Below are 22,887 nucleotides of genomic sequence, written 5' to 3' on the forward strand. Positions count from 1 at the left end.
TCAATTATGGCACAAAAGTGGTTCAATAGCCTTTATTTATAAGATACTATTTACCAGTTTTAAAAAAGATAAATAAAAAAAGCAGTCAACTAAGACTACTTAATACAAATATTTTTGAATTACAGTTTTCGGATCAAGCCCCTTGCGAATTTTCAATGATAACTCAATCGCCACATCAGCCATAATTGCCTGAGGATCGATTACCTCATAAGGATGATCTGGAGCCTTAGCTTGTGCTAACGACAGCTCAGTACAGCCGAGTAAGATGACATTACAACCATATTTATCATGCATTAACTGCAAAATATGATGGAACAGTTCAGCATCAACTTGTCCTTGTTCTTTAATATTAGTATAAATCAACTCAGTCACTAAAGGTTGGATTTCAGAACCGCCTAACTCTGCTTTGCGACCAACTTTCTGTAATTCATCAGCATACAAATGATCATAAATTGAACCTTCTGTAGCAATCAGACCAATTTTAGTTTCTTGAGGATACTTTTCCACAAATTTATGCACAGCAATCCGCATCATATGTAAAAAAGGGATCTCAGTTAAGCTCGCCAAATTATCATAAAAGTAATGCGCTGTATTACATGGCATCACAAAAAAATCAGGCTTTAATTTTGCTTGTGCTAAGACATCACTGCGCAAATCAACCAGCGGATTGGGCTGCGTATGATCCTTAATATAAGCGGTTCGATCAGGAATTTGAGCATCATTAACTAAGCTATAATTTAAATAATCCTGATCCTTACTAATTCGGACACGCCTATTAAGTTCGTGAACAAAACTTTCCGTTGCAATCGAGCCCATTCCACCAATAATACTAAAGAAATGCTTCATTTTACTTACTTTTATTAACCTTCTAGTTTTGTAATTGCTTCTTGTGCCACTGTAATATCTGATGGATAAGGTGTATCAACACCGCGAATTTTCTGAAAACCATCAGCACCTTTACCGCAGATTAAAACCACATCAGTTGGCTCGGCACTCTTAATAGCCTCATTAATTGCTTTAGTGCGGTCAAGCTCAATCGTTACTGCCACTTTTTCATGGTCAATTCCAGCATCAATCTCTTGAGCAATCGCTAACGGATCCTCAAATCCTGGATCGTCAGCAGTTAAAAATGCTTGGCTAGCATAAGCGTTAATACTTTCACTAAAGCCTGGTCTTCTAGAAACTCCTTTGTTGCCAGGTGCTCCAACTACCACGATAATTTTAGGATTATTAAACTCACGCTGCATGAAACCCATTAGGGCCATCATCGAAGCCTTGTTATGTGCATAGTCAACTACAATCGTGCCATGATGCTTAGTGGTTTGCGTTTGCATTCTGCCGGGAACCGTTACATTACGAATTCCTTTAGCCGCTGATTCATAATCAACACCTGCTAACCCTGCAGCCATAATTGCTGCAGTACCATTTGACTCGTTAAAGTCGCCTAACATCTGCAACTGATAGTTACCAGTAGTAGAAATATTCTTCGCCTTTTCACTACCAGCAGTTACTACAAACCGCGTCTGTGCCAGATCACTTTCTTGAGAGGCATACCTAAAATCAATCGGTTGCTTTAAAGACGAACTAGTAAACTTTTCATTAGCAAATAGGTAAATACTATCAGGATCCGTTGTCGTTGTTGCTGCCGCATAGATTTCAGCAAAATGGTCACTTTGCGCGTTAATAATACACTTACGTGCATTAACTAACAATTGCAATTTACAATGCAAATAATCTGCAAAGTCTGGATGCTCATTTGGACCAATGTGATCAGGTGTAATATTTAAAAATAACCCAAGATCATAGGTCAAACCAAAGACTCGATTTTTCTTATAAGCTTGGCTAGACACTTCCATCACTAAATGTGTCATGCCATTATCAACAGCATTACGCATATCACGGAATAAATCAAGTGACTCTGGTGTCGTTAAGCTAGACTTAAAAGTATCCTCTGGACGCTGTCCTACTACATCATTGACTGAAGAAATTAGTGCAGTTTTACCGCCATTAACCTGATCTAGCATTCCTTTTAAAAAGTAAGCTGTCGTGGTTTTACCTTTAGTGCCTGTAATTCCCACCACAAACAAATCATCTTGTGGAAATTGAAAAAATGCTGCTGACAAAAGTGCCATTGCTTTAGAAACGTCACGCACAATCAATGCATGCATTCCTTTACCTTCAGGATAAGGCTGCTGTGCTACATAACAATTAGCACCATTATCTTTAGCCATTGATAAATAAGTCGGACGAAAACCTGCCCCCTTGCAGAAAAACAAGGTATTCGTCTTAATGTCACGTGAATCGTATGAAACATATTCCATCTTCGTGGCAACCGTGTCTTGAACAGCACTTGATTTTAACAAATGATGTTCTTTTAAAATTAAAATACAGGTATTTAGGGAAATACTCATTCTATGCCTCTCTGTTTTTTGTCTTATCAAATTATACCACAGCTAGCTAGCAATGCGGGCTTTCTTCGGATCCAAGGGTAAGCGAATAATAAATCTAGTCCATTGCTTATCTGACTCACATCTGATTGTACCTCCGTGTAAATCCACTACACTTTTTGTAATTGATAAACCTAGTCCTGTACCACCAGTTGCCATATTGCGCGATGACTCTACCCGATAAAAACGTTCAAAGATTTTTTTCAATGAGTCCTTAGGTATCTGGGCACCGTTATTTTCTACTCGCAATTCAACTTCATCACTATTAACTAAATTAGCAATTAAATTAATCTGTGTCGCACCCGTTCCGTATTTTAGTGCATTGGTAATTAAATTATTATAAATGCGTACCAGCTTTTCCGGATCAGCCTTGATAGTTAAATCCAGCGGCCGTGCTTCAATATTAAACTTAATCCCTTTTTCCTGTGCCTCCAATTCAAAACCAGCCTCAACTTGTTCTAGCATCGAAAAAATATGCAGTGATGATAAATTAAGCTTAATATTGTCAGATTTCAGAGTTGTGTATTCTAATAGATCATGCGCCAAAGACTTCATTTGCTCAGCCTTCATATACGCAATATTTAAATACTTTTGCTGATCGGCAGGATCAGCAACTCCATTTTTTAATAGACCAAGATAGCCAATAATTGACGTCAACGGCGTCCGCAGGTCATGTGACACATTGCTAATTAGCTCATCTTTAGATTTTTCAATAGCTTTTTCTTCATTAATGGCATTAACTGTACTTTTAACCAACGAATTAATCGAATCAATCACTTTTTGTAAATCGGTTTTAACTTTAAAAGAAATATAATGGTCAAAATGCCCTTTAGCAATATAGTGTAATTCAGAAATCACATGGCGCAACTGCATTTGGTGATATCGCCGAATTAGGCGCCAATACAAAACGATAAAATCGCCTATGCCCATAATTACTATTGAAATATTTTGCCAAGACCATAAATGATGTCCGCCAAAAGTAATGGTCTTTTTCAAGAAATAGATCCCATTAATTAAATTTTTATTTTGTAAAATAGTCAAATTAATTAAAATGATTACTGATAAATTAAGTAGCAACAACAAGACAATCGTAATCACCGCTTCAGCAAGCAATTCACTTTTTTCTGCCGCAGTTAATTTGACTCGCTCTTTTTTCATTTAGTTAGGCCTCAATTTTATAGCCAACACCCCAAACGGTCTGGATGACGTCTTCACCGCCAGTTGCCTTTTGAATCTTATCACGCAAATGCGAAACATGGACCATAACCGTTTTTGCAGAAACAATTGATTCTTGCTGCCAAACTCGTTCAAAAATTTCATCTGCAGAAAACACACGATTAGGGTGACTAGCAAGCAAATACAAGATTCCAAATTCTAAAGCAGTTAATTGAATATCATTGCCTTCAATGGTCTTAACTTCGTGTGAATCACGATTAATTGCTAAAGGCCCAATTTCCAAAACATCAGGTGCTTCATCCTTGACCTGCTTTTGACTACGACGCAATAAAGACCGCACTCTTGCCATAACTTCTAAAGGATTAAATGGCTTAGAAACATAATCATCTGCGCCAGTAATCAAACCTTGAATTTTATCCATATCGTCAGTCTTGGCAGAAACAATAATAATCGGAATATCAGAATCACGTCGAACTTCTTTAATTACGTCAATGCCGCTCATATTAGGCATCATCACATCCAAGATCATCAGTGCAATATCGGAAGTAGTAGTCAATTTAGTAATTGCTTCTTTACCGCTGTACGCCACAACCGGTGTGTAACCTTCATTTTTTAAATAGATACTTAATAGTTCAACAATTTCTTTATCATCATCAACAACTAAGATTTTCATCGGGTTAATCCTCCCCTTCATTTGCGAATCAACTTCCCTGCTAAAAATATTCTAGCAGAACTTCTGGATATTATTCTAATCATTTTTATTACAAACAGCTAACAATAAGGTGTAATTTTAGCTTTTATTAAAAAAGAGCTGAGAACTACCTCAACTCTTACTTAATTATTCAATTTCTTTTTTGCCAGTATATAACTCATAATAATAACCCTTTTGCTTTAAGAGTTCATCATGATTACCAGCTTCAATAATGTGACCATGGTCAAGAACCAAGATTAAATCGGAATTGACAATGGTTGATAGCCGGTGAGCAATTACAAAACTCGTCCGACCGGCAAGTAGATTGTCCATCCCAGCTTGAACCAACTTTTCAGTTTGGGTATCAATACTCGAAGTTGCTTCGTCCAAAATCATCACTGGTTCATCAGCAATCATTGCCCGAGCAATACTCAAAAGTTGCATTTGCCCTTGAGACAAATCGCCACCACTACCATCAATTACCGTTTGATAACCCTCATCTAAATGATGAATGAATTCATCAGCATGTGATAACCGTGCTGCTTGGTAAACATCATCATCGCTAGCTTCAGGATTGCCAAAACGAATATTTTCCATAATCGTACCAGTAAACATGTGAGTATCCTGTAAGACAATTGATAATGATTGTCGCAAATCGTCCTTTTTAATGCGATTAATTGGAATACCATCATAGGTAATCGTTCCTGAATCAATTTCATAAAATCGATTTAACATATTGGAAATAGTGGTTTTACCAGCACCAGTTTCACCAACTAAAGCAACTTTCATCCCCGGTTTAGCATTAAGCGAAATATTATATAAAATCTGCTTGTCTGGTGAATAACTAAAGTTTACATCATCAAAGACAATATGTCCTTTAACCGTAACTTGCTTAACACTACCATCTGCTTGTGGCACGTTCCAGTGCCAGCTTCCCTTAACATTGGCATCCTTAGTAATAGTGACATCACCATTATTAACTTCAATTGGTTGATCTTCTAAGTCAAAAATCCGTTCTGCACCAGCTAAGGCCATCACAATTGAGTTCAATTGTTGTGAAATTTGAGCAATCGGCATTGCAAACTGCTTGGATAATTGCAAAAAGGCACCAATAACACCAAGTGATAACGGTGCAATCTTATTGATTGCCACTGCTCCACCCAAGATGGCAATTAAGACATAAAGTAAGTTACCCATGTTACCCATAATTGGGAACAAAATTGTCGAGTATGTATTCGCTTGACCAGAAGCCTGCTTTAATGCCTGATTATATTGATCAAATTCAGCTTCTGCCTCTTTTTCATGGCTAAAAACTTTAATTACTTTCAGTCCATTTAGCATTTCTTCATTATAACCGTTAAGTTGTCCCAATTCTTTTTGCTGTAATTGAAAGAAGTGTGATGAACGCTTCGTTAGAAAACGAACAATGCCAATTGAAAGAATGAAAATAATTAAAGTGAAAATCGTCAACTGCCAACTTAAGCTGATCATCGCAGCCAAAACAAAGACAATATTTAACCCTGAATTAACAAATTGGGGAATTGACTGCGAAATCATCTGCATCAATGTATCAATATCATTCGTATACCGACTCATGATATCGCCGTAATCATTCTCATCGAAATAAGAAATTGGCAGTTCTTCCATATGCGTAAACATTTCATTACGCACCCGGTATTGAACCTTTTGTGCCAGTACTGACATTAACATTGAAAATAAATAATTAGAAATGAAGCCAATAGCATAAATGCCAAACATTACTATAATTGCATGTAGTAATGGCCCAAAATCAGGTCGTGCTTGTTTGGTCAAAGGCGTAATGTAATTATTGATTAATTGCTCAATAAATAGCGACCCTTTAACATTGGCACCTGCAGCTAAAACAATCGCAATGACCGAAATAATTAGCATCCATGGACTAGTGCTGGCTGTTAGCTTAAGTAAACGCAATAAAGTAGCACTTTTTTTACCCTTGCCTTGTACCTTTTTATTTTCTATTGCTTTGTCCAAATCACTCACCTACTTCTTTTGTTCTTCTTGGAACTTAGCGATTGAACTATATAGCTCATTACGCTTCATCAATTCATCATGAGTTCCAACATCTTGGATTTTACCTTCATCCATAACAATAATTCTTTCAGCATCTTTGATGGAAACAATTCTTTGCGAAATAATGATTTTGGTAGTATCTGGCATATCTTTAGCCAATGACTCACGAATTGCTCGTTCAGTTTGAGTATCAACGGCAGAAGTAGAATCATCCAAAATTAAAATCTTAGGATTCTTCAGCAATGCTCGAGCAATCGTAATCCTCTGCTTCTGTCCACCAGAAACATTGGTACCGCCTTGCTCAACCATCGTGTCATATTTATTGGGCATTTCTTGGATAAAATCATCAGCATGGGCAACTTTGGCAGCAGCAAGGACTTGCTCATCAGTCGCGTTCTCATTACCCCACTTCAAATTATCTTTAATCGTACCTGAAAAGAGTACATTATTTTGTAAAACCATCGCAACATTATCACGCAAAGACTTTAAGTCATAGGATTTTACGTTATGACCAGCTACCCGAACTGCACCTGAAACTGCATCGTATAAGCGCGGAATCATCGAAACCAGCGTGGACTTAGACGACCCCGTCTTACCAATAATCCCTATCGTTTCACCAGACTTAATATTCAAATTAATATCATTCAAAGCCATTGCTTTATCAGCAGAATTATATTTAAAGTTAACATGATCAAAGATAATTTCACCATTATTAACATGTTCTAACGGCTTATGTGGATTGGTAATTGATGGCTTTTCATTAATCACATCAGCAATTCTGCGACCACTGGCACCTGAAATAACTAGTTGCGTAAAGACCATTGCTAAAATATTCAAACTATTTAAAACTGAATTTGAATATGAAAACATCGAAATTAACTGACCAGTTTGCAAGCCACCACCCACAATTTCTTTAGCACCAAACCAGCAAATTGCTAAGGTAGAAATGTTCAAAATAGCAGCAACTACTAATGAATTCAGCGACATAATTTTTTGTGCTGTAGCAAATAGTTTATAGATAAAGCTGGATGACTTCTTAAATTTCTTTACTTGAGAATCTTCTTGTACATAAGTTTTTACTTCACGAATCCCACGAATATTTTCACGAACAGTTTGGTTCATCCGATCATATCCACGAAAGATTTTTGGAAAATAAGGATATGTAGCTTTAATAATTAAGCCTAGCAAAATTGCAAAAACTGGTGCAATCACTACAAAGATTAGTGACAAACGTGGGCTAATGATTAGTGACATAACTACCGATACCACTAGCATCATCGGCGCTCTAACCGCCATCCGAATAATTAGCTGATAAGCCATTTGAATATTATTAACATCGGTTGTCATTCTAGTAACTAAACTTGAACTAGAAAACCGATCAATATTTTTAAAAGAATAATCTTGAACGTGGTAGAACATATCTTCACGCAAGTTAGCAGCAAAGCCAGCTGAAGCATGTGCTGAAGCATAACTGGCACTGGCACCCAAAACCAGTGACAACACAGTTAAAACCAGTAAAATTAGCCCCCATTTAATAATGTAGGACATGTTACCTTTCATAATTCCATTATCAATCAACATACCAACTAAATATGGTATTAACATTTCAATGATAACTTCACCAGTAACAAATAATGGCGACAGCAGTGACAGTTTTTTGTACTGCCGAATTGATTTACGCAGTGTGTTAACCATTAAATACCTCTTTCTATTAAGTTAATTAGTGATAAGCTTTTACACTTATTAAAGCTCTAAAAAAGGATAAATAGACTAACAGTCCTACTTACCCTTTTAACATCTGATCATCCATTATAGTCCTTTTGCAACCAAAAAGCACCTTATTTGTCTTTTGATTTAGGAGTAAAGACTGACCCCACAATTTGAAAATGACGTCTAAAGAACCAGCGAATTCCATAAGCCAAGACCGCGATGATTATGTTGCCCATTGCTGGTAAGACAGGATTGATCGGTTGCAGGACTGGCAATGAAACTAACCAAATCCAGACAAACAAGCCTAACAATAACCCAGCAAAGCCTAAAATCAATTTACCCCACGGAATTTTTTGCTGTTTACCAGCTGGCATGACCCAATCATTATATTTAGTCATGAATACACCCATCGCTGCTCCGACACTGACTAGAGTCAAAATTCCCATTTGCGAATTTTCTTTTTGATTCGTTGTAAATAGGGCAATTACTCCAAACAGTCCAACAAAAATTGCGATATATAGCAAGGCACTGTCAACTGCATATTGCCAAAACGGAATATCTGCTGCCGTTTTCTTTTTTGGCTTCAGCATGTCAGCCGCCTTAATCTTAGGCGACATACCATAAAAAGTACTTGCTGGCTTACCGTGGTGTTGGGCAACTACTAAATCAGCCAATAGATCATCAACACGTTTACTTGCATCAGCACTACCCAATTTTCCCTGCTCTTCAAGCTCTTTTTGTAAACGAAAAACATAATCAGAATTTTTGTTACTCAGCTGCTTACGCAGTTCTGCTGGCTCAGCTTGCTGCAATTCATCATCTCTGTTTTGCGTAGTAACTTGCTCTTTTAACTTTTCCTGTTTATTAACATCTATTTTAGTTTGCTGCGTTTCTTTTTCTGCCATTATTTTTCCCTAAACATTAAATCTAAACTCAATAATGTCACCATCTTGAACTTCATAATCCTTACCTTCAAGACCCAACTTACCAGCTTCTTTAACCTTTTGCATAGTTTCATATTTATCTAAATTAGCAAATGAAACTACTTCTGCCCGAATAAAGCCACGTTCAAAATCTGAATGGATTACTCCAGCAACTTGCGGGGCAAGCATGCCCTCATGAAAAGTCCAAGCACGAGTTTCAGGTCCACCAGCAGTAAAGAAAGTTCTAAGCCCCAAAATATGGTAAGCAGCTCTAATCAATCGATCAAGCCCAGACTCACTAACACCTTCAGCTTCTAAAAATTCTGACTTTTCATCATCAGCCAAGCCAGCAATTTCTTCTTCAGTTGCTGCAGAGATTCCTAAACATTCAGCACCTTCACTTAGCGCATGTTGCTTAACAATCTGGTAATATGGATCACTTTCAGGATCAGCCATAGCACTTTCTGCGATGTTAGCAACATAAATAATTGGCTTATCAGTTAATAGAAATAGACCTTTGACAATCTTTTGCTCATCATCCGTAAAGTTAATTGTGCGGACGGCTTTACCTTCTTCTAAAACTGGTTTGATTTTCTCCAAAACACTATATTCAGCCTTAGCATCTTTATCCTGTTGCTGTGCAATCTTTTTCACCTTGTTAATTCTTCGATTAACTGTATCCAGGTCAGAAATGGCTAGTTCTAGATTAATAGTATTAATATCTTCTTCTGGATCAACTTTACCAGTAACAGAAGTAATATTATCATCTTCAAAGGCTCTAACTACATGCACAATCGCATCAGTTTGCCGAATATTATCCAAAAACTTATTTCCTAAGCCTTCACCTTTAGAAGCTCCCTTAACTAAACCAGCAATATCTGTAAATTCAAAAGTGGTATGCACAATTTTTTTAGCAGGAATTAATTCTTGAATTCTTGCTAAACGCTTATCTGGTACTTCAACCATTCCGACATTAGGCTCGATCGTCGCAAATGGGTAATTGGCCATTTCGGCTCCAGCTTTAGTAATTGCATTAAATAAGGTTGACTTACCAACATTAGGTAACCCGACAATCCCAGCAGTTAATGACATCTTTATCCTCTTCTTTTATGTTTATTAATTATCTTTATTATTCATCAAAATTAGGACGAGCAATCTCAGCTTTTGGTATATAAAATTCTTGTTTAACATTAACCGGATCGCTTGCCTGATGTAATATTTTTTTCAAGTTATGATTAAATTTCATCCTTGGCATCATTAAGACACGACCACATCCCATACACTTTAGACGAATATCGGCACCAATCCGCAAAATCTCCCAATTATTAGTTTGACAAGCATGCGGTTTTTTCATTTGCACAGTATCCGCTAAATCATAAGCAATATTTTTATTCATCAAGATCAACACCTAAAACATCCAAAATCCGATTTAACTCATCTGTTGAAGTAAACTTGATTGACAAATGACCACTGCCCTTTTTAGTTTCTGCAATATTAACACTCGAACCAAATTTATCCGCTAATTGATGTTCACTAGCACGAATAAAAGCTGATTTTTGAGTGGTCTTTTTGCGAGTTTTTTCACTATTGATTTTGGCAACCAATGCCTCAACCTTGCGCACAGGCATACCTTCTTTAACAACCTGCTTAGCAACCTCATCAATCTTATCTTTATTCTTAAGACCTAGTAGTGTACGAGCTTGTCCCATTGACAAGTCACCATATTGCAGCATATGTTTGGTCTTATTTGGCAAAGTTAACAGCCGCAAATAATTAGCAATATAGGGTCTTGATTTACCCATGCGTTTAGATACTTCTTCTTGAGTTAAGCCCAGATTTTTTTGTAACATTTCGTAGGCTTGGGCTTCTTCTAATGGAGTTAAATCTTCACGCTGTAAATTTTCTAAAACAGCAACTTCCATCATTTGGCTCTCGTCAAAGTCACGAACAATTGCTGGAATAGTAGTCTTTTTAGCCAATCTTGAAGCCCGATAGCGGCGCTCACCTGCGATAATTTCATAACCATTGACTGATTTACGCACAATGATTGGCTGAAAAACCCCATTCTCCTTAATTGAATCTGCCAGTTCCTTTAACGTTTTATCGTCAAAGTTTTTACGAGGTTGATAAGGATTAGGTCTGATTTCACTCAGATTAAGTTCTTGAATTTCTTCTTCGGTTTCAGGAGCCTGTGGCTCATCTTCAAACAAAGCCTCAATACCACGTCCGAGGCCACCTTTTCTTTTTGGCTCTTTACTTTTTGAGTTTTTTACCATTATTCTTTAACACCTCTTTAGCTAAATCATCATAAACCTTTGCTCCGCGAGAGCTAGGAGCATACTCTGCAATCGATTGACCATAACTTGGTGCTTCAGCGAGTTTAGTAATTCGGGGAATAATTGTCTTATAAACTTTTTTAGTAAAATAAGACTGTACTTCCTTAACCACTTCTGCTCCTAAATTAGTCCGCGAGTCAAGCATTGTCAATAACACGCCTTCAACACCCAAATCCTTATTGAAATGCTTTTGTACCAACCGAATTGTATTAAGTAATTGGCTTAATCCTTCCATTGCATAATATTCGCTTTGAACAGGAATTAAGATTGAATTAGATGCTGTAAAAGCATTGATTGATAATTGTCCTAGAGACGGTGGACAATCAATAAAGATAAAGTCATACTCATTGCTGATCACATCGATTGCGGATTTTAACCGTGTTTCGCGCGCCATCATACTAATCAGTTCAGTTTCAGCACCAGACAAATTAATGGTTGCTGGAACTAAATCTAGTTTACTATTCGAAGTATGGAAGATAGTATCTTTCAGTGGAACATCATTAATTAACACACTATAAACATCGTCTTTAATAGCTGATTTTTCTATGCCCAATCCAGAAGTTAAATTTCCTTGTGGATCAGTATCGATAATCAAAACACGATAGCCGCGTTCAGCAATCGCTGCCGACAAGTTAATTGTTGTGGTTGTTTTGCCAACACCACCCTTTTGGTTAGCGACTGATATTACCTTTACCATATCTTCCATGCCTTCCTACTTTCTTTTTAACTCTATTGTAATCATATAATCATTAGGATCGTTATTTTCTTTAACTTTAACTTTAATCCCCGAATCTTTAGCTAATTTAACTGCTCGTTTGATCGTATTAATTTGAACCTTAAGATCTTTAGGAATGCGGCTTACTGCCCGCTTAGTTTGTTGGGCTTTTTCTTTATCTTTAAGCAGCTTTTCCTTATTAACAAAATAGCCGTCGACATCCTTAACAATCTTTTCAGTATCGCTCACGTTTAAATTATTAGCCAAAACCTCATCTACCACTCGACTTTGGTCTTTTTCACTCAGATTTACTAGACAACGGCCATGACGTGGAGAAATTTCACCACTTACTAAATAACTTTGAACCTTTGGTGAAAGCTTTAATAACCGCAGCTTATTAGCAACGTATGATTGTGATTTACCAATATTCTTGGCCAGAGTTGTTTGGGTTAAATTATTTAATTTCATCAAATTGTTATAAGCCTGAGCCTCATCAATTGGATTGAGATTCTCACGCTGCAAATTTTCAATTAGTGCCAAAGACGCAGCCTGACTGTCATCCATATTATTAACAATAGCTGGGATAGTTTCCCAAGCCAGTTGCTTAGCAGCCTTAAACCGACGTTCACCAGCAATAATCTCATAATTTTCCGCTTTTTCGCGAACCACAATTGGCTGTAATAATCCTTCTTTATCAAGAGTTGAGGCTAGCTCTCTAATTGATTCATCAGAAAATTGCCTACGAGGCTGATAGGAATTAGGTTGTATTTTGGTTAGTTCGATGTCTTGAATTTGTTTATCTTTAGGAATTTCATCATGATGCCGTAAAGAAGAAAAGATTGACATATAGACTCCTCCTGCTTATTGAATTGGTTTACGATGCGGTGTCCCCGCTTGTCTAGGATACTTCTTGGGTGTAGTCTGAACCTTCTGAACTAAAATTAAAGTCCGTTCTTCATCACTTAATGGCAATTGCAACTCCTGATCAGCAATTACCTTGCCTCCCAAGGTAGTAATTGCTTTTTGACCATCATTTAGCTCACTCTTGGCCTTAGGACCTTTGAGAGCGATAAAGTAGCCGTGAGACTTAACTAATGGTAAACAATACTCGCTTAAAACTGCCATATTAGCAACTGCTCGAGCAGTTACTAAGTCAAAGTGAGCGCGATAAAGTTTATTTTGACCAACATCTTCAGCTCGACCATGGACTAACTCAACCTCTGTTAGTTGTAAGTCCTTAATTAAATCTTGTAAAAAGTTCAATCTCTTACCTAGCGAGTCAACAATCGTTAGCTTCAAATCAGGTCGCAAGATCTTTAAAGGAATCGACGGAAAACCAGCACCAGCACCAACATCACAAACAGTACTATCTGTCTTAATAATGTCCCCAAAAACCAGTAAAGGTGTCAGGCTATCAAAAAAATGTTTTAAATAGACATCATCTTCATCAGTAATGCGCGTCAAGTTGACATGCTGATTAGCTGCAATCAAACTGGTAAAGTATCGTTTAAATTGCTTGATTTGTACTTCAGTTAATGTAAAATTATGCTTTGCTAATTCTCGGACAAATTGTTCAGGATTCATTTCTCACCCGTGAAACCTTGTTTCACACTCTATAAATTTAACGCCAAAAGAGCTTAATGTAAAGCTACTATATCTCTTTAATTATGAAGTATTTTTTGGTAATCGTCAAAGTCTAAATGTTCAAAAATAAGCTATAATAGTAATAAAGGGGAAAAATATGATCATAACGTTAATTGTTTTAGTCTATTTAGCATGGAAAACGTATCAGGGTTATCAAACCGGCTTTTCTAAATTAGTTATCAATTTAGTTTTTGCTGCAATTGTCTTTATTGTAGCAATTCTGATGCAAAATCCTTTTGGCAATTGGCTGTATAGTGAAATTACTGGTAAAAATATTCAGACCACTCTTACGCCTGGTACCAACTTAATGCTGTTTCGGTTTATTGCCTTCTTCATTATTTTATTTGTTGGCAAAATGATTACCAAAATTTTTAAAGGCTGGATACCAGCAAGAAACCCTCATAATAAGAGTTTTGGTAGCATTTTAGACGGTACTTTAGGAGCTGCGGCGGCCTTTTTTGCTAGTTACTTTTTTGTTTACATTATCTTATCAATGCTCAATTCACTGCAAAATCCATGGTTTATCCAACAAACTTTAGATTCTTCATTCTTAAGGTTCATTATCTATAATACTCCAGGTCTTTCAAACGGAATTTTCAACAGTATCTTCAGCATTAGCCGCACCACCGCTTAAAACTATTATATCTAGGAAGTACCTTTATGAAGCCATCTAATCAGCTTAATACCAAAGAATTAATCATTACTACTGCACTTAAATTATTTAAACAAAAATCATACACGGATGTTAGTGTCAAGGATATTTGTGCCGCTTGCAATCTATCCAAGCAGGCTTTTTATTATCATTTCACAGCCAAAGCCGATATCCTAGTTGAATGTTATAATGATGAAATAAATAGCTTACTTGCGGCTAAACCCCAATCTGTTACTAACTATTGGCAACAGTTCGTGCATTGTATTACTAGAATGATGCAAATTAATACTGACATGGGAGTAGATTTAATCTCACACTTTTTAATTGCTAACCTGATGGCAGACCGTGGTTACTTAAACGTAATTGACAGCTATAAAAAGATGTGTGTTTCCTACATTCAAAAAGCACAAGAATTGCAACAAGTTCGTAATCAAAGTAACCCCGACCAGTTATATACAGCCGCTCAAATTTTAGCTAACGGTTATACTACTTATTGGGCAATTAAAGATGGTGGCTTCGATACTCGGACTAATCTAATTGCATCACTTGAAGTCATGTTCGACGTTCCATTAGAACAACGTACTGCTAAAAATGATATTCAAGTTTAAACACTAAAAACGCATGGGAATAAAACCCATGCGTTTTTTAGCTAGATAAATGCAACCTAGTTTAGTTTGGATAATGCATCTTTTACCGCATCCTTCAAGCCGCGACTAGTACTTGAAGCACCCGAAATAGCATCAACTTCATAACTATTATTTTCAACCATTTTAGCTGGTAATTCTTTAATTGCTTGTAAGCCATAATCATCAGATTCAGTTTGTTTCAAAACTTCGACCTGTTTAATATTATCATGATCGGCAGTCACCCGAACAACAATTTCATTACCCATTCCTTGACTTGAACGACCGATATACTGGTCTTTACCTGTTGGATATTCGTCTTCTTGCAAGTCAGAACCAAGTTTAGCAGATTTAATTGTTAACTTAGCAGCCTCCACACTAGTTGTGTCAGCAACATCAGCTTTAGGACGAGCAGCATTTTCACCAGCAATTTTACCAAAAATCAAACAATTGGCTAAATTGGAACCACCTTGATAAAGATTAGTAATAACACTGCCCAATTCACCTGCACCATATAGATGCGGAATTGGTTGATCATCAATTGCTGAAACAATCTCACAATTACTATTTCTCTTAGGACCACCTTGTGTCCAACCAATAACTTGAACTAGCGGAATTGCATAATACGGTCCATTTTCAGCAAAAGCAGTGATTGTCTTACCATCACGATGATAGGCATAATCCATTCCTTCTTTAGCAAAGAAGTTAAAATCAGCAACTGTATCCTCTAAAACCTTAGCTGATGCTCCCATCTTGTCTGACAATTCACTGAGCGAATCTGCTTCAACAACATGATCTAGAGCCTTATTATATGGCTCATCTTTTAAAGCTGCAATTTTTTGCTTTTGCTTTTCATCAAATACGAGATATGGATGTGTCGGATTAACTGGCGTGTAGTAAGATCCCGCCATCTTGACGTAGCCTTCATGACTAGCTAATTCTTCATTGAAGTAGCGCGCACCATCATCACCTACAGTAAAAATACTGCCTTGGCAAAACTCTGGAATATTGCGGAATGTCTTAGCACGTTTTTGATTCGGCTCCCAGAGTGAAAAGATTTGCTGCATCCCCCCACCGGAAAACTTAGTCATATGCCACAATTTAGCACCAGCTTCAGTTGCCAGATCAACACCTTTACCCTTGTTATAAAGGCTAGCTCCTGGAACTAATTGATAGTCACCAATATAATCTTGAATCATTTGTTGGTTGTTTTCAAAACCACCAGTTGCTAAAACAACACCATTTTTAGCATAAACATTAATTAAAGTGTCGTCGCGTTTAACTTGTGCACCAACTACTGTTTGGTTAGCTGTTTGAATTAAATGCTCAACTGGGGAAGAATACCAAACATCAATTTTATCGGAACGATCTAACACCTTTTGCCGCAAAGTATTCCATAAAGCACCATCAACGATACCCTTATGAACCATAATCATATCGTAGTTTTTGGCACCTGGAAATTCTGGATAATCAGCCATGATATCATCTTCGGCTTTACCCATAATGTCCTGCTTCAAGCTATAAACGTGGTCAACATCCAGATACTTTTCAAAGTAATCTTTCATGCCAGCAACGCCCTTAATAAAGACTTCAGAAAGATCTTCATCCAAATTGAACTTTTGAGCTAGCCCATGGAAATACTGACGATAGGCAGCTTCATCTGTACTATAACCAACCATTTGACCAGAATATCTAGTATTGCCACCTTCATGACCTTCAGGTGCAGAATCAACAATCAAGACTTTAGCACCATTATCCGCTGCAAATCTAGCAGCAGTAGCACCAGCACCACCGAAACCTAACACGACAACGTCATAACTAGTATCAAAAACAGTATTTTTATTTACGATCATTTACAATCTCCTAATAATATTTTTTAAAATTACGCGTGATAATCTGAATCCATAATAATAATTGGCTTAATTGTCTTTCCTGATGCGGAATCAGCAAATGCTTCATTAACCTGATCCAAAGTATAGAATTTACACAATTTATCAATTGGAAATTCATTACGTTCAAACAATTGAATCATTTCTGGAATAAAGACTTGCGGTACAGAGTCGCCTTCAATAATACCTGTAATAGTATGCGAAGGACCCATTAAATCAGCAGCTGGACGAACAGAAATGGCATCATTGGCGGCAGCTAGCGTAACCAGTGTTCCTTTAATCGCCAATGAGTGCAGTGCCATTTCAATTGCCGGTGTATCGCCAGAAGTATCAATGGCATAATCAAGCCCCATGCCATTGGTAATCTCGCGATATTTAGCCTGAACATCTTCAGAACTGGCATCAATTACTTCAGTTGCTCCCAGTTCTTTAGCTAAATCAAGACGATGAGATTTAATATCAACTGCAATAATATGTTGACAATGCAATAATTTAGCAGCCATTAAAGCAGCCATGCCAACTCCGCCAACACCAATAATCGCAATCGTCGAATTAATTTCTGGCTTTAAAGAATGCAGAACTGTACCGGCACCAGTCATGTAGCCACAACCCATTGGGCTTAAATAGCGTAAGTCAAATTTCTTATCAACTTTAACTAAATTTCTAACATTAGTAACTAAGTGATTAGCTAAAGATGATTGACCAAAAGTAGCTGCAATATTTTGACCATCTTCAGTATGCAGACGATAAGTCCCATCATACATTGGGCCAGAATTCAACTTGCCCCAATTCAGACAAGAGCCTGGCAGTCCCGCACGACAAAACTTACATTTACCACAAGAAGCAAAGGCAACAACAACATGATCGCCAACTTCAAAGTCAGTCACATTAGGACCAACTTTTTCAACAATCCCTGCACCTTCATGGCCTAAAATAGTTGGATATAAACCTGGTCGTTCAGTATTAATTGGACCGGTATCCGAATGGCAGACACCACTAGCAACTACTTTAACCATTACTTCATTTTCTTTAGGATCATCAAGTTCTACATTGGTAACTACCAACTTTTGATGAGCACCATTTAATACGGCTGCTTTAATTTGCATAATCGAATTCTTCTTTCTCAAAATTCATATTACCTAGTTTCCTGAATAAGCGCTTTAATCAGATGAGCAAAAAAATATTACTCAGTTACTTAATTGAACATATTTCACATTCTTTACTCAAGTAAAGGCTAACATTTATTTTTATATTTTTCAACCGCTTTCAAAAAATATTAGGCATAAAAAAAGCAATCCAGATTTCACTTGGATTGCTACGGTTTATTTTTTACTATGAAGTTTTCCTAAATAATACATACCAATGAGCAATGCAATCATTACTACACCTCCAACACCAATTGCTAACCAGCGCCAAATATTCCCCTTGTCAGAGTTAGTCTTGGAACCAGACGCTTGAGCCACTTTTTGATTTATTTTAAAATTCTGATTAAATTTCCAATGTCTTTTGCCTGATTGAGCTCTAACTTGTAACTGATAATTACCAGATCGCAACTTTTGCTTTAACGGAATATGATAGTCAAAGTAGCTTAATGGCGCCATTGACAATTTATTCTTGGTATTAGTAAACACCGCTCGTTTCGTACCCTGTTCAATAATCTTTGACTTAATTGTTAATTGACCGAAGATTGTTGGGGTCTGATTAACAATTCGAGCCAATAAAACTGATTGATTATTAATAACCTTGGCAGTTGCACCAGTCAGCGCTAATTTCGTATGAACTGGACTATTCGACTGCCGCAAAATAATAGGTATAGCATAAGCATAAACGTTGCTGTATCCAATCGCAGCCTTAGAACCAGTCTTGGGTTTCTTCGGAGTTTTAGCACCAGCCTGCTGAATATAAAATCCACCTACTGCTACTCCTTTAAAAGCTGCCTTAGGAGTCTTAATTTGATAAGTCTTACTAATTTGTCCGTGAGGTGCTAACTCAATTGTTTTCGGACCCGTAGTCATCTTAGCAAAATCATGTTTACCGAAGTATCGCTTACCTGGTTTAGCTAAATTATACTGCACTACTCCGCCATCACCAGTTACTGCCGTATTGACCGCTACTGCTAATTTCTGTTTGCGTGTACTATTGTTACTAAAAATCAATTTAACTTTGATGGTGTCTTTAGGCTTAACTTTACGTTCAACATAAGAAGTATCCTGGCCTGCCACCTTAACTGAAAATCCTTCAGCTGCAGCTACTTTTTGACCGCTATTTATCAAAAATAACAAGCTTATTAGCGTCATTAACCCTAAACTACTAAACCATTTCTTTGCAGCAATCATCATAATTATTCTGCTGGTTGCTCAGTTGCAGCTGACTTGCCCGTTAATGTCCAAGTAATCTTACCAGTGTAATTCCCAGCATAAACTTGTGAGTCTTTTCCTAGAGCAATCGACGTATTCTTAGAATCAAGAGCAGTTACAGTAGAACCTTCGTTATGACCACTGGCAATAGTAGTCTCAGTATTGCCATCAATTGTTGCAACTTGATTACCATTGATAGTTAGGCTGGTAATATTTAGGTGATGTCCAGCTCCGTCAGTTAAAGCAGTCGGTTTGGCAGTCAGAGTCCATTCCGTCTGCGCGCCCAAACCGCGATTATCAGCAGTTTTAATATCACCTCCGCTAGCTAGTCCAGCTGTAGTTGCACCATTAGCAATATCAGCTACACTACTACTAAAAGCAATATTAGGTACTTGTTCAATCGATAAATCACCAGCTGCTACTGCTACTGAAGCATCACTGTCTTTACCGGTAGTATCTGCTGCACTCACAATATTAGTGGAAACACCCAATGTAGTTAATAAAGTCATTGCTACTGTCATAATTGCTCTTTTTTTCATAAATATACCTCTTTTTATATTATTCAAACACACTTGATATTTTTTAAAAGCTACATGTAGTAATTAACATTTTAGGCATTTTTATTTTTTTGACAAACATTTTGCTTACTTTTTGAAAGTAAGTACTTGCTTTTTTAGTAATTGTGCTATAAAAAAAGCAGTTGCCATCGCAACTGCCGTATACTTAATTATTTAAATTATCATATTCTACATGATCATCATTATAAACAAAAATTGCACCTATTCGATCAGGATCATTATGCCAATCTTTTAGTGGATGGCCTGCAAAAAACAATCGTTTGCATTCAATTTCAGCTTCAACTGAATCTTTAGTAAAAGTAGTCACCCCTGCTAAATCTGTTTCAACCGGATACCCTGTCCTAGGATCAATTAAGTGGTGGTATTTGTGGCCATCAACTTCTAGATAGCGTTCATACGTCCCACTGGTAACAGCAGAACATTGTGGAACCATCACCGAGGTAACATTTTGCCCCCTAGCCAACTTAGGATCTTGAACACCCACTGACCATTGGCCATTAGCTCGTTTAGGAGAATCACCAACTAACAGAATATTTCCGCCTAAATTAATAATACCGGCATTAACACCATTAGCACGCCATAAATCACGAATTCTGTCAGCAATCCAACCTTTGGCAATCCCACCTAAATCCAGTTCCATTCCTGTTCTAGTCAAAAAGACTGATTGGTCAAGATCGTTAAGCTCAACATTATGAGGATCAATCAACTGTAATTTTTCCTTGATTTGTGTATCAGTTGGAACGTGAGCCGCTTTAAAGCCAATTGACCATAACTTAACCACAGGACCAATTAAGGCATTAAAACCAAAATTAGCTAAACTCTCTTTCACCGCTAACTTGATCAAGCTATATGTCCCACTTGAAACTTGAACCGGATTTTTTCCAGCAGCATGATTAACCGCCATTACCTCTGACTGATCACGATTTACTGTTAAAATGTCCTCATAATGATCAATTAATGCAAATGATTGGTCAATTAGTTCATTATCCTGACTACCAAAAATCTGCAAAGTAATTGACGTTCCTAAAGCATGATGCTGTCCAACAGATTGTTCAAGTGCTAATTCTTTAATCATTTTCATACCTACTTTTCTAAATATAAATTTCTAATCTTACTTTGCAAAGACGGTGATATTCCCAGCTCTTGCTCAATATATTGCTTAATGCTGCCATAATTCTCATTTATGGTAATTAGTGCACTATCTAAAAAGGCATCTGAAACAGTCCCTAAGATACGCATATTAGCTCGAAACTTATCATTCTCACCTGCACGGACAAACTGCTTTTCACGCTTGGCCCGATAATCATTTAACATGTAGTTAGAAAACAGATAATCTTGCCTAATCGTCTCTAGATCAACACCCAAAATCTCAAGAATCAAGACAGTGACTAATCCTGTACGATCTTTACCTTCAGAACAATGATATAAGATTGCACCACGATCTGTATCCGCAATTAGTTGCAATATTTGGCGAAAACTCTGTTTAGCTTGACTTGTTAAAATGTGATTACGATAACGATCACACATTAACCTAAAACCAGCATATTGATCTACCCGATATTCTGCCATATCTTGCTGATTTTTTTCACCACTATTAGCTTTATCAGATAATGGTAAAGCAAAATATTCTACACCTGCAATTTTACGATCTGGACTAACGCGACGTTCTGCTGATGATCTCAAATCAATGACTTTGGTTAATCCATAATCAAGTAAAACTTGTTCATCTGCGCTAGTCATCGCACTGATACTACCAGTCCGCAATAATCGGTGCCGTTTAACCTTGCGGCCATTCAGGCCACAATAACCACCTAAATCACGCGGATTTCGGATTGATTTTACAGGTAAAACAACAGGTGTAGTCATACACAATCTCCTCAAACAAAAAATAACCGAACGGCTTCCCATTCGGTTATTTTACTCTCTACGAGTTATTCACGCAAAGTTTTATTTATTTGCTTGTTCAACAAACTTGAAGAAGTTACCCATCAAACCATCAATTTGTTTAACAGTAGCTTCATCAGTCAATTCACCAGATTCTTTATCGAATTTATCTGCAGCTTGACCAATTAAAACTTCGTTACCAGGCAACACATTAGCACTCATATCAGGTGAAAGTAAAATTTCACGCATATCTTCTTGAGCACGACTACTGCCTTGAGTACCATAAGAAGCACCCAGTACGGCAACTGGCTTCATTTTCATTACGTTAGGACCAGCATGTGAGCCTAACCACTCAAGACTACTCTTAAGAGCAGCAGGAACTGTGTGGTTATATTCTGGAGTAGTTATTATAATTCCATCAGCAGCTTTAATGTCATCAATCCAAGCTTTGATTGAGTCATCAGCCATTTGTGTCCGACAAAATGGCGTCAATTCATCAATTTCTTTAACTTCAATATCAGCCTGATCACTATAATGTTTGGCAATAAATTGTGCCAAAAATCGATTATATGAAAACGGGGCATTTGTACCAACAATTGCTAATAATTTCATACTTAACCTCCTATTTAGTAACCTGTGCGTACCATTGATCAACTTCACCAAAGAATTGATCTAGGAATTTGACAGTGCCTTCATCAGCTAAGTTGCCTTCATCATCAAAAGCCTTTGGCGCAGTACCCATCATGAATTCGTCACCATTAAAGACTTTTGCACCAAAGCCAGGTGCAGTCAATAAACTCTTCAAACGGCTTTGTGAACGAGCAGCTCCTTGAGGCATTGGTGAAGTAGAGACGATTACAACTGGCTTATTCTTAAATGGATGAGTTGCAGTTGATAACCATTCCAAAGCACTACTTAAAGCACTAGTCACCGAGTGTTGTTGCTCAGGTGAACCGATTAAGACCATATCAGCAGCTTCAATCTTATCACTTAAAGTTTGAACTGATTCAGGTGCATCGTCACCTTCTTTAAACATTGGCAACCCTTTAACGGTTACTAATTCAAAATCATATTTATCAGCAAAATGCTTAGAAATAAACTTAAGCAATGCTTCATTAAATGAGTTGTTGGCATTTGAGCCTGAAAATGCAAGGATTTTCATAAAAACCACCTTTCAAAAAACTAATTTCTAATTTAATTATAGCTTACTTTG

General features: G+C 37.1%; 23 protein-coding genes. 2 read left to right on the forward strand and 21 right to left on the reverse strand.

Annotation, left to right across the window (positions count from 1 at the left end; translation table 11 throughout):
• Positions 1-99: 99 nt before the first annotated feature.
• The 13 genes from OZX56_RS07960 to rsmG form a co-directional block, all read right to left on the reverse strand.
• A complete protein-coding gene (locus tag OZX56_RS07960; protein WP_277125725.1) occupies positions 100-846 on the reverse strand; it encodes an amino acid racemase in 747 nt (248 codons plus the stop codon).
• A 14-nt stretch (positions 847-860) separates the two neighbouring features.
• Complete coding sequence (locus OZX56_RS07965; RefSeq protein WP_277139517.1) at positions 861-2,411, reverse strand: UDP-N-acetylmuramoyl-L-alanyl-D-glutamate--2,6-diaminopimelate ligase; 1,551 nt, start codon at positions 2,409-2,411, stop codon at positions 861-863.
• A 42-nt stretch (positions 2,412-2,453) separates the two neighbouring features.
• On the reverse strand, positions 2,454-3,605 hold the full coding sequence (locus OZX56_RS07970) for a HAMP domain-containing sensor histidine kinase (protein ID WP_277139518.1): 1,152 nt from the start codon (positions 3,603-3,605) through the stop codon (positions 2,454-2,456).
• Between the two features lie 4 nt (positions 3,606-3,609).
• Complete coding sequence (locus OZX56_RS07975; RefSeq protein ID WP_277125722.1) at positions 3,610-4,296, reverse strand: response regulator transcription factor; 687 nt, start codon at positions 4,294-4,296, stop codon at positions 3,610-3,612.
• Positions 4,297-4,461: 165 nt separating this feature from the next.
• Entirely contained in the window at positions 4,462-6,324 is a 1,863-nt protein-coding gene (locus OZX56_RS07980; RefSeq protein WP_277125721.1) for an ABC transporter ATP-binding protein, read from the reverse strand.
• 9 nt (positions 6,325-6,333) lie between these two features.
• Entirely contained in the window at positions 6,334-8,058 is a 1,725-nt protein-coding gene (locus OZX56_RS07985) for an ABC transporter ATP-binding protein (protein WP_277139519.1), read from the reverse strand.
• A 143-nt stretch (positions 8,059-8,201) separates the two neighbouring features.
• Positions 8,202-8,978 (reverse strand): DUF1129 family protein, encoded by a 777-nt coding sequence (locus OZX56_RS07990; protein WP_277139520.1) that lies wholly within the window; start codon positions 8,976-8,978, stop codon positions 8,202-8,204.
• Between the two features lie 9 nt (positions 8,979-8,987).
• Entirely contained in the window at positions 8,988-10,088 is a 1,101-nt protein-coding gene (ychF, locus tag OZX56_RS07995; RefSeq protein WP_277139521.1) for a redox-regulated ATPase YchF, read from the reverse strand.
• A 37-nt stretch (positions 10,089-10,125) separates the two neighbouring features.
• Positions 10,126-10,392 carry a DUF951 domain-containing protein gene (locus tag OZX56_RS08000; RefSeq protein WP_277125717.1) on the reverse strand — a complete coding sequence of 89 codons (267 nt, stop codon included), beginning with the start codon at positions 10,390-10,392 and terminating at the stop codon, positions 10,126-10,128.
• Positions 10,385-11,272: a ParB/RepB/Spo0J family partition protein gene (locus OZX56_RS08005; RefSeq protein WP_277125716.1), complete on the reverse strand. Its 888-nt coding sequence runs from the start codon at positions 11,270-11,272 to the stop codon at positions 10,385-10,387. The genes OZX56_RS08000 and OZX56_RS08005 overlap by 8 nt, the downstream gene beginning before the upstream one ends.
• Positions 11,250-12,029 carry an AAA family ATPase gene (locus OZX56_RS08010; RefSeq protein ID WP_277127005.1) on the reverse strand — a complete coding sequence of 260 codons (780 nt, stop codon included), beginning with the start codon at positions 12,027-12,029 and terminating at the stop codon, positions 11,250-11,252. Before OZX56_RS08010 ends, OZX56_RS08005 begins: the two co-directional genes overlap by 23 nt.
• Before the next feature lie 15 nt (positions 12,030-12,044).
• Positions 12,045-12,893, reverse strand: a complete 849-nt coding sequence (noc, locus tag OZX56_RS08015; RefSeq protein WP_277125714.1) for a nucleoid occlusion protein — start codon at positions 12,891-12,893, stop codon at positions 12,045-12,047.
• Positions 12,894-12,908: 15 nt separating this feature from the next.
• Positions 12,909-13,631 carry a 16S rRNA (guanine(527)-N(7))-methyltransferase RsmG gene (gene rsmG / locus OZX56_RS08020; protein ID WP_277125713.1) on the reverse strand — a complete coding sequence of 241 codons (723 nt, stop codon included), beginning with the start codon at positions 13,629-13,631 and terminating at the stop codon, positions 12,909-12,911.
• Positions 13,632-13,788: 157 nt separating this feature from the next.
• On the opposite strand from rsmG, the gene OZX56_RS08025 reads away from it, so the two are divergent.
• Both OZX56_RS08025 and OZX56_RS08030 read left to right on the forward strand, forming a co-directional pair.
• Positions 13,789-14,325 carry a CvpA family protein gene (locus tag OZX56_RS08025; protein ID WP_277125712.1) on the forward strand — a complete coding sequence of 179 codons (537 nt, stop codon included), beginning with the start codon at positions 13,789-13,791 and terminating at the stop codon, positions 14,323-14,325.
• A gap of 26 nt (positions 14,326-14,351) precedes the next feature.
• On the forward strand, positions 14,352-14,951 hold the full coding sequence (locus tag OZX56_RS08030) for a TetR/AcrR family transcriptional regulator (RefSeq protein WP_277125711.1): 600 nt from the start codon (positions 14,352-14,354) through the stop codon (positions 14,949-14,951).
• Positions 14,952-15,007: 56 nt separating this feature from the next.
• Here OZX56_RS08030 and OZX56_RS08035 read toward each other — a convergent pair whose 3' ends face one another.
• The 8 genes from OZX56_RS08035 to OZX56_RS08070 all read right to left on the reverse strand — a co-directional run bounded on the left by OZX56_RS08035 (position 15,008) and on the right by OZX56_RS08070 (position 22,836).
• A complete protein-coding gene (locus OZX56_RS08035; RefSeq protein WP_277139522.1) occupies positions 15,008-16,819 on the reverse strand; it encodes an FAD-binding protein in 1,812 nt (603 codons plus the stop codon).
• Between the two features lie 29 nt (positions 16,820-16,848).
• Positions 16,849-17,961, reverse strand: coding sequence for an NAD(P)-dependent alcohol dehydrogenase (locus OZX56_RS08040; RefSeq protein WP_277139523.1), 1,113 nt, complete (start codon positions 17,959-17,961; stop codon positions 16,849-16,851).
• 216 nt (positions 17,962-18,177) lie between these two features.
• The gene (locus OZX56_RS08045) at positions 18,178-19,194 is read right to left on the reverse strand and encodes a DUF3324 domain-containing protein (protein ID WP_277139524.1); all 1,017 of its coding nucleotides are present in this window, start codon (positions 19,192-19,194) and stop codon (positions 18,178-18,180) included.
• Positions 19,195-19,196: 2 nt separating this feature from the next.
• Entirely contained in the window at positions 19,197-19,751 is a 555-nt protein-coding gene (locus tag OZX56_RS08050; RefSeq protein ID WP_277125706.1) for a WxL domain-containing protein, read from the reverse strand.
• A gap of 184 nt (positions 19,752-19,935) precedes the next feature.
• Positions 19,936-20,865: an FAD:protein FMN transferase gene (locus OZX56_RS08055; RefSeq protein ID WP_277125705.1), complete on the reverse strand. Its 930-nt coding sequence runs from the start codon at positions 20,863-20,865 to the stop codon at positions 19,936-19,938.
• A gap of 8 nt (positions 20,866-20,873) precedes the next feature.
• Entirely contained in the window at positions 20,874-21,656 is a 783-nt protein-coding gene (locus tag OZX56_RS08060; protein ID WP_277139525.1) for a tyrosine-protein phosphatase, read from the reverse strand.
• Between the two features lie 81 nt (positions 21,657-21,737).
• Positions 21,738-22,286: an NADPH-dependent FMN reductase gene (locus OZX56_RS08065; protein WP_277139526.1), complete on the reverse strand. Its 549-nt coding sequence runs from the start codon at positions 22,284-22,286 to the stop codon at positions 21,738-21,740.
• Positions 22,287-22,296: 10 nt separating this feature from the next.
• Positions 22,297-22,836 (reverse strand): NAD(P)H-dependent oxidoreductase, encoded by a 540-nt coding sequence (locus OZX56_RS08070; RefSeq protein ID WP_277125701.1) that lies wholly within the window; start codon positions 22,834-22,836, stop codon positions 22,297-22,299.
• Positions 22,837-22,887 lie beyond the last annotated feature (51 nt).

It is taken from the genome of Lactobacillus sp. ESL0684 (assembly GCF_029392675.1).
In the GTDB taxonomy this organism is placed as follows: Bacteria; Bacillota; Bacilli; order Lactobacillales; family Lactobacillaceae; genus Lactobacillus.

Excerpts from the sequence above, each read along its gene's own strand:
- OZX56_RS07960 (WP_277125725.1), bottom strand. The coding sequence starts at position 846 with ATGAAGCATTTCTTTAGTATTATTGGTGGAATGGGCTCGATTGCAACG.
- OZX56_RS07965 (WP_277139517.1), bottom strand. The coding sequence starts at position 2,411 with ATGAGTATTTCCCTAAATACCTGTATTTTAATTTTAAAAGAACATCAT.
- OZX56_RS07970 (WP_277139518.1), bottom strand. The coding sequence starts at position 3,605 with ATGAAAAAAGAGCGAGTCAAATTAACTGCGGCAGAAAAAAGTGAATTG.
- OZX56_RS07975 (WP_277125722.1), bottom strand. The coding sequence starts at position 4,296 with ATGAAAATCTTAGTTGTTGATGATGATAAAGAAATTGTTGAACTATTA.
- OZX56_RS07985 (WP_277139519.1), bottom strand. The coding sequence starts at position 8,058 with ATGGTTAACACACTGCGTAAATCAATTCGGCAGTACAAAAAACTGTCA.
- OZX56_RS07990 (WP_277139520.1), bottom strand. The coding sequence starts at position 8,978 with ATGGCAGAAAAAGAAACGCAGCAAACTAAAATAGATGTTAATAAACAG.
- ychF (WP_277139521.1), bottom strand. The coding sequence starts at position 10,088 with ATGTCATTAACTGCTGGGATTGTCGGGTTACCTAATGTTGGTAAGTCA.
- OZX56_RS08000 (WP_277125717.1), bottom strand. The coding sequence starts at position 10,392 with ATGAATAAAAATATTGCTTATGATTTAGCGGATACTGTGCAAATGAAA.
- OZX56_RS08005 (WP_277125716.1), bottom strand. The coding sequence starts at position 11,272 with ATGGTAAAAAACTCAAAAAGTAAAGAGCCAAAAAGAAAAGGTGGCCTC.
- OZX56_RS08010 (WP_277127005.1), bottom strand. The coding sequence starts at position 12,029 with ATGGTAAAGGTAATATCAGTCGCTAACCAAAAGGGTGGTGTTGGCAAA.
- noc (WP_277125714.1), bottom strand. The coding sequence starts at position 12,893 with ATGTCAATCTTTTCTTCTTTACGGCATCATGATGAAATTCCTAAAGAT.
- rsmG (WP_277125713.1), bottom strand. The coding sequence starts at position 13,631 with ATGAATCCTGAACAATTTGTCCGAGAATTAGCAAAGCATAATTTTACA.
- OZX56_RS08025 (WP_277125712.1), top strand. The coding sequence starts at position 13,789 with ATGATCATAACGTTAATTGTTTTAGTCTATTTAGCATGGAAAACGTAT.
- OZX56_RS08030 (WP_277125711.1), top strand. The coding sequence starts at position 14,352 with ATGAAGCCATCTAATCAGCTTAATACCAAAGAATTAATCATTACTACT.
- OZX56_RS08035 (WP_277139522.1), bottom strand. The coding sequence starts at position 16,819 with ATGATCGTAAATAAAAATACTGTTTTTGATACTAGTTATGACGTTGTC.
- OZX56_RS08040 (WP_277139523.1), bottom strand. The coding sequence starts at position 17,961 with ATGCAAATTAAAGCAGCCGTATTAAATGGTGCTCATCAAAAGTTGGTA.
- OZX56_RS08045 (WP_277139524.1), bottom strand. The coding sequence starts at position 19,194 with ATGATGATTGCTGCAAAGAAATGGTTTAGTAGTTTAGGGTTAATGACG.
- OZX56_RS08050 (WP_277125706.1), bottom strand. The coding sequence starts at position 19,751 with ATGAAAAAAAGAGCAATTATGACAGTAGCAATGACTTTATTAACTACA.
- OZX56_RS08055 (WP_277125705.1), bottom strand. The coding sequence starts at position 20,865 with ATGATTAAAGAATTAGCACTTGAACAATCTGTTGGACAGCATCATGCT.
- OZX56_RS08060 (WP_277139525.1), bottom strand. The coding sequence starts at position 21,656 with ATGACTACACCTGTTGTTTTACCTGTAAAATCAATCCGAAATCCGCGT.
- OZX56_RS08065 (WP_277139526.1), bottom strand. The coding sequence starts at position 22,286 with ATGAAATTATTAGCAATTGTTGGTACAAATGCCCCGTTTTCATATAAT.
- OZX56_RS08070 (WP_277125701.1), bottom strand. The coding sequence starts at position 22,836 with ATGAAAATCCTTGCATTTTCAGGCTCAAATGCCAACAACTCATTTAAT.